Genomic DNA, 8156 nt, shown 5'->3' on the forward strand with positions numbered 1-8156 from the left:
AAGGAGATTCATGGAAAGTGATCAAGTACATCGAACCAATAGACAGCACCTGGTACGCCCCGACCTATTTCGAACACGTCTATTCCGCAATCCTCCCGGACGTGAAGAAGTGAATGAACCTTCGAGAGCGCCGCTAACACTCACCTTCCCAATAAGGAAAAAGGGCTGCAGACCGGTCTTGACCTTGCCCTGGAAGGGAAGTCAAGTTTAATACCATACAACCTCGCTGACGCTCGATAACTGCACCTCCTCAGTCGACTCCGTCGCCAGCTCCCCCGTGGGGAAGCCTTTCTGGTGCGCCGCTTGCCGCTATTATCATTCTCAAAAGTCAACGCTCAGGAATGACGAGCGGAGCGAGTTCTATTTCCCCGCGCGCCGCTAATGCTCGCCCCCATTTTCCCCACATGAAAAGGACACCGATTTTTCTCCGGTGTCCTTTTTTGCTTTCGCTATTTCTTATTTCCTCCGCTTCTCCCTTAGAATTTATAGCGGTACGACAGGATGAAGTTTCTTGGGGTCGCGTAGTAGTCGCTGGTGGTGTAGGAGACGATGTCTTTGCGGTTCAGGAGGTTGTCGATGGCGAGCATGATGTCGCTGGATTTGTTTGGCGAGTATTTCACGGTCATGCTGGTCAGGAGGTATGGTTTCACGCTGTGGGAATGGGCAGCAAGCGGCGACTGGACGCGGTCTGCGAGGTAGGAGAAGTTGAGGGCTGTGGTCCATTTCTCTTTTTCGTAGCCTACGCCGCCGGTGAGAAGGATGCGGCCGTAAGAGCGGTCCCAGTATCTCTTGGCGGATGTTTTTTCTGTGGTCTGCTTGCTTTTCGGGTCCTGCCATGTGAGGCCTGCGTGCCAGGTGAAGCCGTTGTCTTCCTGGCCTCTGATGCTGGCTTCGATGCCGTGGTTCTTGAAGTCTTCGTTGATGGCATACCAGCGTCCGGAGGTGCCGGAGTAGGAGATGTTGTCGTCGATTTTTTCGGTGAAGAGGGCGACTTTGTACTGGCGGTTGGTTTCTTCTTTCTTCCAGCCTGCTTCGTAGTGGAGGCCTTTCTGCGGTTTCAGGTCCGGGTTTCCGATGATGTTGCTGATGCCGCCTGCCTGCTCGCGGGAGTACATCTGGCTGAAGGTCGGAAGGACGAAGGATTGTCCTACGCTGGCGTAGAGGCTCTGCGTATTGTCCAGTTTGTGCAGGTACTGTGCCTGGCCGCTGAAGTTGTGGAAGTTCTGGATGCCGCCGGTGGTCCATGTTCCGCGGCCGCTCAGGGTCAGGACGTCCTTGGCCGTGAGATTTCTTTCCCAGGATCCGAAGGCGGAGATGATGTTGCGTCCGGTATCGCTCGTTTCATTTTCAAAGGTTTCCCTGACGAGGGATGTGCCGATCAGGAAGGTCTGGTCCGGATTTCCATCCCATACTTTCTGCACGTCGTAGCCGTAGGTCTTGTTCTTTTCCTGGCCGCGTACGGCCTTCGGCGCCGCGTATTTCTTGCCGGTTGAGGAATAGTAATCGGTGCCGTGGGTCTTCAGTGTGTTGTAATTGTAGAAGACGTGGCCGCTGATGCCGTCCAGGCCATGGAAATTGAACTGCAGGAAATCCTTGTCGTTTTCGTACCGGCGGATGTAGCGGGGATGGTCGTTCATGTCCTCGTAGTCCGGATCGGTGATACCGGTATAGGTGTAGGCCCAGCGGCTGGCTGATTCGTTATGGTTGTACAGAAAATCCGCATGGTCATTGAGTTTGTACGTGGCAAGGAAATCATTCTTCTCTGAGCCGAAGAAGCGCTGCTTCATTTCCACGGGGACGCGTGTCTTGTCCGGCTTGATGGAGGAGTCGGACGAGGAAACGTATCCCAGTTTCCCCCATTTATTGTACGTGTATGCGATGGAGAGGTCTCCTGCATTCGCTGTGACGGCGTATTCCTGGCGGCCTTTGTTGCCGAGGCCGACTTTCACTTCGTTCGGCAGTGTCTTCTTGGTGATAATATTGATGACGCCGCCGGTCGCCTGGCTGCCATAGAGGACAGCTCCGCCGCCGCGGACGACTTCGACGCGCTCGACAGCGCTGGTCGGAATGTTTTCCAGATTGTAATTCGTGCGCCAGTTGATCGGCGTGCCGTTGATCATGACGACGGTCCCGTTCGAAACGCCGCGGATGACGTTCTTGGTCGTCATGGACGATACGGAAGTGCCATTCGGTCCCATGCCGGCATCGATGACACCGTCGAGGTACTGCAGAGCGACCTGCAGATTGTCCGCGCCGGTCTGCTCGATCTGCTCTTCGGTGAAGGTCTGCGTCGCAGCAGGAATCTCCGCATCGGATTTCTCATACCGCGTGGCCGTGACGACGACTGGATTCAATGAATACACAGCGTCACTTGTCCCGTCCGCTGCGCAGGCGTTCCCATATGCGCCTGCCATGAATACTGAAAGTACTGCTCCCGTTAATAACTTCCCTTTATACATCAAATTTCCTCCTCAATGAATGATGATAAAAGGTTTCTCATTCCCCGATTTCCGAACCCTCCCTTTCTTTTTTAATTTATTATTATATGAATTCTTATTATTGACTCATCTATTATATACTAATAGTTCATCATTTGCACCAATATATTAAATCTTGACCTAACTTATTATTAATTGGTATCAAAGAAACAGGGCAGGCCTGCTTTTCTTTGCGTCTTTCTCAATCCGAACCTATAATAAAGGTAAGGAAATCAATACGGTCTTATCGAAAGGAGGATCATGATGAAACTTCCTGTTATTTTTGCCGGACACGGAAGCCCGATGATTGCGCTCGAGGATAACGAGCTGACAAAGGAATTCCAGAAAATCGGAGAGAGGGTCGTTTCCGAATTTGAGAAGCCAAAGGCCATCCTTTCCTTCTCCGCCCACTGGTTCACCCGCGGGACGTACGTCCAGAGCGATCCCGAACCGCGCCAGGTCTATGATATGTACGGATTCCCGAAGGAACTCTACGAAGTCCAGTACCATCCCAAAGGCTGCCAGGAACTCACCGACGACATCCTCGCCCTGCTGCCGGACATCTCCATCAACGACGACTGGGGCATCGAAGGGCCGCAGAACGCCTACGACATAGGAAAAGCCCTCGCGCCCCTGAGAGAAAAAGGATACCTGCTCCTTGGCAGCGGCAACATCGTCCATAACCTCAGAAGACTAGAATGGGACAACCCCAACGGCTCCCCGCAGGCCGACCGCTTCGACGCCTTCATCACGGGGCTCGTCAAAAAGAGAGACAACGAAAAAATCATCCACTACGAAGACAACCCCGACGCCGCCTACGCCGCCCCGACAGCCGACCACTTCCTCCCCTTACTTTATACACTAGGCGCCGCCCAGGGAGAAAAACCCGAGATCTTCAACAACGTAAGAAACACCGGATCCCTCTCCATGACAGGATATTTATTTGGATTTGGGGAGAAGTGAAGAGAGGGAATGATGATGGGAGCGGAGAGAAACCAAACAACCTCGCTGCGCTCGGGAACTGCACTCCTTCCTGTCACTCCGTGACACCCTTCCTCGCTGAGGCAGGTTTTCTCGATTCTGATGGGTAGTATCGAACGAGATTTAATACGGTTTTCATTTACGGTAAACGCATTTAAATCGCCATTGATAATAGCCGTTTTCGCCAGCACGGAAGGTTTTGACCTGCCCCAGCGGGGGAGGCGCGGTCAGCCAATCATTTAACTGTTGCTGACGAAAGGGGTGCAGTATTCATCGCATTTTAAAATATGAAAAGGTTCTACGAGCGGAGCGAGGTTTTGCGGTTTTAAAACCATACAGCCGCCTTGCAGGCTAGGAACTACATCTCATTCCCTGGCTCCGCCAGGACCTTCTCCTTCGGAGCAAGGTTAACACCCTTAAACCTCGCGTTGCTCGATAAAAACCTTAAAACCAAGGCTGCGCCTCGAGGAAAACCGGAAAACCTCGCTGACTCTCAAGGACGCCCAAGCCGCAAAAAAGGCCCAATGCATTTGCATGAGGCTCTCTTTGTATATCTCCGATTTTAAACTGCTCTGACAGCTCCCCCATCTGAGCGTCTTGCTGCTCAGTGCGGGTTACCTGCGGCGGTTTGTGGCGTGCTCGTATTCATCTTTCAACCACCGTACGTCCACGGTCAAGCCATAATTTATATCCTTCAAATCAAAATATTTATAGGACAGTAGGTGTTCTTTGTTAAACATGCTTGGAAGTTGCGGTTCGCCTGTTTGGTCTTCCTTTTCGATACGTTCCAGTAACTCGCCCGGGAACATGTCCTTTATGATACCACGCCCGGCGCCGGCGGTCACATGAGGATAATGGTTTCCTTTGCCCGGCTCCATGGGCCGCGTCCCCTTGAAGGTAATCTGGAATTCCCAATTGCAGCCGTAATCATAGATCATGGTCAGCTCGTCCCCGGGCGCAAGCTTCATTTTCTCCAGATGCACCCGGTTAGGCCGGCTTGCCTTAGGTCCATCGGGATCGAAGCGAAGCTCATACCGTTTACCCTTATAGTACAAACAGAACATGTGATCACGCCCCGTGTTAAAGACCACCATGATCGTGTACGCCAGCTGGGCCAGAGTAGACTTGGCAGAAATATCGATATCCCGCCAAATCTTATCCTCCATCTCCTTCACAGCCACGTGGAAAGAATAAAGTTCTGCCATAAAATGCACCTCCAAATACAAGAATGGGACACAAAAACAGAAACTGCATCCCCTGCCGAATTAATTACTGCTAAAAAGCCCGGGCTCAAACCACCCGATCATCATCGTTCTTCATAACTGTATACACTATAAAATAAAACAACGTCAATAGCAAACATTGACACCATTTTTTATGAAATGGAGGCGGTGGAGCGAGAATGAGCTGTCCCCGTTAGGGGAGAGTGGCGCCGGAGGCGACGAAAGGGGTTCATTACCACGAGCTACGCGAGGTTGTGTGGTGTTAAACTCGCCTTCCCAGACGGGGAAGGTGTCCGGCCTCAAATACTTATGCCGGACGGATAGGGTTGATTATTCATTGGGTTTTATAAAAGGTTCCGCGAGCAAAGCGAGGTTGTGTGGTCTTCCATTTGCGAAGCAAGGAAATGGTGTTGACCTTGCTCTGGAAGAGAAGGTGTCAGGCTCCAAATTTCTGTTGCCTGACGAATGAGATGTAGTTCCCACGAGCAAAGCGAGGTTGTGTGGTTTTGAACTTGACCTTGCCCTGGAAGGGAAGGTGTTGCCGAATGGCGACGGATGAGTTGCATTTCTGCAAGGCAGAGCCTTGGTTGTATGGTTGTGTGGTGTTCTTTTAAAAAAGCATATTGATATAGAAGCGTACCTTGGCACTTTAGCGATGACACGAGAGCGGCGAATCAACATGATTAAAACCATACAGCCGCCTTGCAGGCTGGGAACTACATCTCATCCGTCAGCTACGCTGACACCTTCTCCTTTCGGAGCAAGGTTAACACCCTTAAACCTCGCTTCGCTCGAGGAACTTCACCTCCTCAGTCGCCTCCGGCGCCAGCTCCCCCGTGGAGAAGCCTTTCGGTTGGCATGTTTTCCGATTCGCCATACTTGGCGGTTGTACGATTTCTACATAAGAGCCTTTAGATTTCAAGGCGTACCATGGCCTTTTAGCAGCGCAGCCGCTATTTGCACAATAAAAAACCACGTTGAGCGTTAAATCAACGTGGTTTTTCACTTAATCAGCAGCTTGTTCCTCCCAGCCATTCCAGCCGAGATGACACAGCAGGTATCTGCACAAATAAAAATGGGGATGTGACAAAATTCATCCCAACAAAAAGGGCTCTGCCCCGGATCATTTGGTCCGGGGCAGAGCCTTTCGTGTTATAATTTTTTACAATGAAAAATAACAACACTAGCAATCATTTTACCGCAGAACAAGGCATTTTGCCAATGTTTCCCTCTGAGATTCTCAATGTCGATGATCCTGTTTTAATGTATGACAGATTTATGGAGGAAATCGATCTTAAAAAGTACCTTCGTTACATACCGACGCGTGGCGCTGGCAGACCCAGGTATAATCCCGTCAACATGCTGAAAACGATCATCTATGGTTTCGCAGAAGAAGGATATTGCTCTTTTAGAAAACTTGAAGATAATTGCAGGGTTAATATCAGATATATGTACCTGATGAATTATGAAGCCCCATCCTATCGGACATTCTGTCATTTCGTGAAGGGCTTTCTTAAGTATTCTCTCAAGGATATCTTTTATTCAATTACGAAAGAACTCTGCGGCAAACTCAACGTGGATTTGCAGCATATATATATTGACGGTTCCAAGTTTGAAGCGAACGCAAATAAATACAGCTGGGTATGGAAGAAATCCGCTGAAAAATCCCGCTACAAGCTTTTTGCCAAGATTACCAGCCTTTTTGAGTTACTCAATGATGATCTTAAGTATGACCATATGAGTGTAAACATCAATACAGAATACGCTCCGGACTATCTGCGTCTGGTATTGGATAAATTAAAAGAAATCTGGCAGATTGATGAGACGGCCTTTGTTCATGGAAGCGGGCATCGCAAGTCCGATCATCAACGCAAGTATGAGCAGCTTAAGGCATATACATCAAAACTTGAAGAATATGTTGAGAAGATACAGATATGCGGTACTTCCAGAAACAGTTATTCGAAGACCGATACGGATGCAACATTCATGCGAATCAAGTCGGACTACATGGGAAATGATCAGCTTCTGCCTGCATACAATGTCCAAATAGGTGTTGCCGATGAATTTATTGCCGTAATTGATGTTAACCAGTATCGTTCAGATATGGATTGCTTCGTACCGCTGATGGAGGAATTCCACGAAGTCTATGGGGCTTATCCTAAGTATCCTGTGGCAGATGCAGGATATGGATCTTTCAACAATTACATCTATTGCGAGCAGCACGGTATGGAAAAGTATATGAAATTCCCCATGTACAAGAAAGAAACGAAAGACAAGAAATACCATACCAATCCGTTTCGGCCAATAAACTTTAGAGTTGATGAGAATGGAACCATCCGTTGTCCAAATGACAGGGCTTTCAAATTTATCTATAGACATCTGGTCAGAGGGAACTTATACGGCAGGCAGGAGGAAGTATTTGAATGCGAAGACTGCCAAGGATGCCCGCTGGCAGAGCAATGTAAAAAGACCCCGAAGAACAAAAGAATCTCATTGAGCAGAGAACGGAATAACATGTACCAGGAGGTTCAGGATAATCTGGAAAGCATCCATGGAGCCCTGCTAAGAATGAACCGGTCAATCCAGGCTGAAGGAACTTTTGGAATCATGAAACATGACAGATGGTACAAAAGAATCGTCAGAAAAGGGATAGATTCTGTAAAAGCCGAGTTATACCTGGTAGCACTTGGCTATAATTTAAGGAAATACATCACAAAAATAATGCGTATAAGGATTGCCGCCTAAGACAATATAATTAAAAGTCTTATGGGGGTAAGGGGGCTTACGCGCATTTTTACGTAAAAGGCTTACAGCAGAGCTAAAAATGATGAAATAAAGACGCAAAAAAGAGGCTGCAACAAAATGATTAACCATTTTGTCACAGCCCCATTTTCAAGTTAATCAGCAGCTTCCTATCCTCCCAGGCCGCTTCCAGCCAAGTACTTTCGGCGTTTGTGAGCTTAACTACCGTGTTCGGCATGGGTACGGGTGTATCCTCACAGCTATCGCCACTGAATCTGAGAGTCTGTTCTCTCAAAACTATATAAAAGAAGTTCCGAAGGCTCTTTCAAGCCGGTCGTGCTTTTGTGAAATTAAGTTAAGACCTCGACCTATTAGTACTGCGTCGCTCCAAGCCTCGCGGCTCTTCCACTCACAGCCTATCAACCTCATCGTCTTTAAGGGGTCTTACTCATTGCTGATGAGAAGTCTCATCTTGGGACGGGCTTCACGCTTAGATGCTTTCAGCGTTTATCCTTTCCGGATGCGGCTTTCCAGCCGTGCCACTGGCGTGACAACTGGTACACCGTTGATCCGTCCACTCCGGTCCTCTCGTACTAGGAGCAGCCTCCCTCAAACTTCTTGCGCCCGCGATGGATATGAACCAAACTGTCTCACGACGTTTTGAACCCAGCTCGCGTACCACTTTAATGGGCGAACAGCCCAACCCTTGGAACCTACTCCAGCTCCAGGATGT

4 protein-coding genes and 2 rRNA genes (1 of these 6 running past the window's edge) are annotated in these 8156 nt (G+C 49.2%); 2 read left to right on the plus strand and 4 right to left on the minus strand.

Going from position 1 to position 8156, the window contains the following annotated elements; all coding sequences use genetic code 11:
• Positions 1–476: 476 nt before the first annotated feature.
• Positions 477–2459: a TonB-dependent receptor plug domain-containing protein gene (locus tag Dia5BBH33_RS09765; protein WP_144269249.1), complete on the minus strand. Its 1983-nt coding sequence runs from the start codon at positions 2457–2459 to the stop codon at positions 477–479.
• A gap of 279 nt (positions 2460–2738) precedes the next feature.
• Between Dia5BBH33_RS09765 and Dia5BBH33_RS09770 the strand changes: the two genes are divergently transcribed.
• Positions 2739–3440, plus strand: a complete 702-nt coding sequence (locus tag Dia5BBH33_RS09770; protein WP_144269250.1) for a dioxygenase family protein — start codon at positions 2739–2741, stop codon at positions 3438–3440.
• 632 nt (positions 3441–4072) lie between these two features.
• Here the strand turns inward: Dia5BBH33_RS09770 and Dia5BBH33_RS09775 are convergent.
• Positions 4073–4663: a plasmid pRiA4b ORF-3 family protein gene (locus Dia5BBH33_RS09775; RefSeq protein WP_022382889.1), complete on the minus strand. Its 591-nt coding sequence runs from the start codon at positions 4661–4663 to the stop codon at positions 4073–4075.
• Positions 4664–5848: 1185 nt separating this feature from the next.
• Here Dia5BBH33_RS09775 and Dia5BBH33_RS09780 point away from each other — a divergent pair.
• Complete coding sequence (locus tag Dia5BBH33_RS09780) at positions 5849–7426, plus strand: IS1182 family transposase (protein WP_143332102.1); 1578 nt, start codon at positions 5849–5851, stop codon at positions 7424–7426.
• A 154-nt stretch (positions 7427–7580) separates the two neighbouring features.
• Here the strand turns inward: Dia5BBH33_RS09780 and rrf are convergent.
• Positions 7581–7697, minus strand: a 5S ribosomal RNA gene (gene rrf, locus Dia5BBH33_RS09785).
• 77 nt (positions 7698–7774) lie between these two features.
• Positions 7775–8156 (minus strand): 23S ribosomal RNA (locus Dia5BBH33_RS09790); it runs 2543 nt beyond the window's last position.

It is taken from the genome of Dialister hominis (assembly GCF_007164725.1).
Lineage (GTDB): Bacteria > Bacillota > Negativicutes > Veillonellales > Dialisteraceae > Dialister > Dialister hominis.

Coding starts and splice junctions, on each gene's coding strand:
- Dia5BBH33_RS09775 (WP_022382889.1), bottom strand. CDS start 4,663: ATGGCAGAACTTTATTCTTTCCACGTGGCTGTGAAGGAGATGGAGGAT.
- Dia5BBH33_RS09770 (WP_144269250.1), top strand. CDS start 2,739: ATGATGAAACTTCCTGTTATTTTTGCCGGACACGGAAGCCCGATGATT.
- Dia5BBH33_RS09780 (WP_143332102.1), top strand. CDS start 5,849: ATGAAAAATAACAACACTAGCAATCATTTTACCGCAGAACAAGGCATT.
- Dia5BBH33_RS09765 (WP_144269249.1), bottom strand. CDS start 2,459: ATGTATAAAGGGAAGTTATTAACGGGAGCAGTACTTTCAGTATTCATG.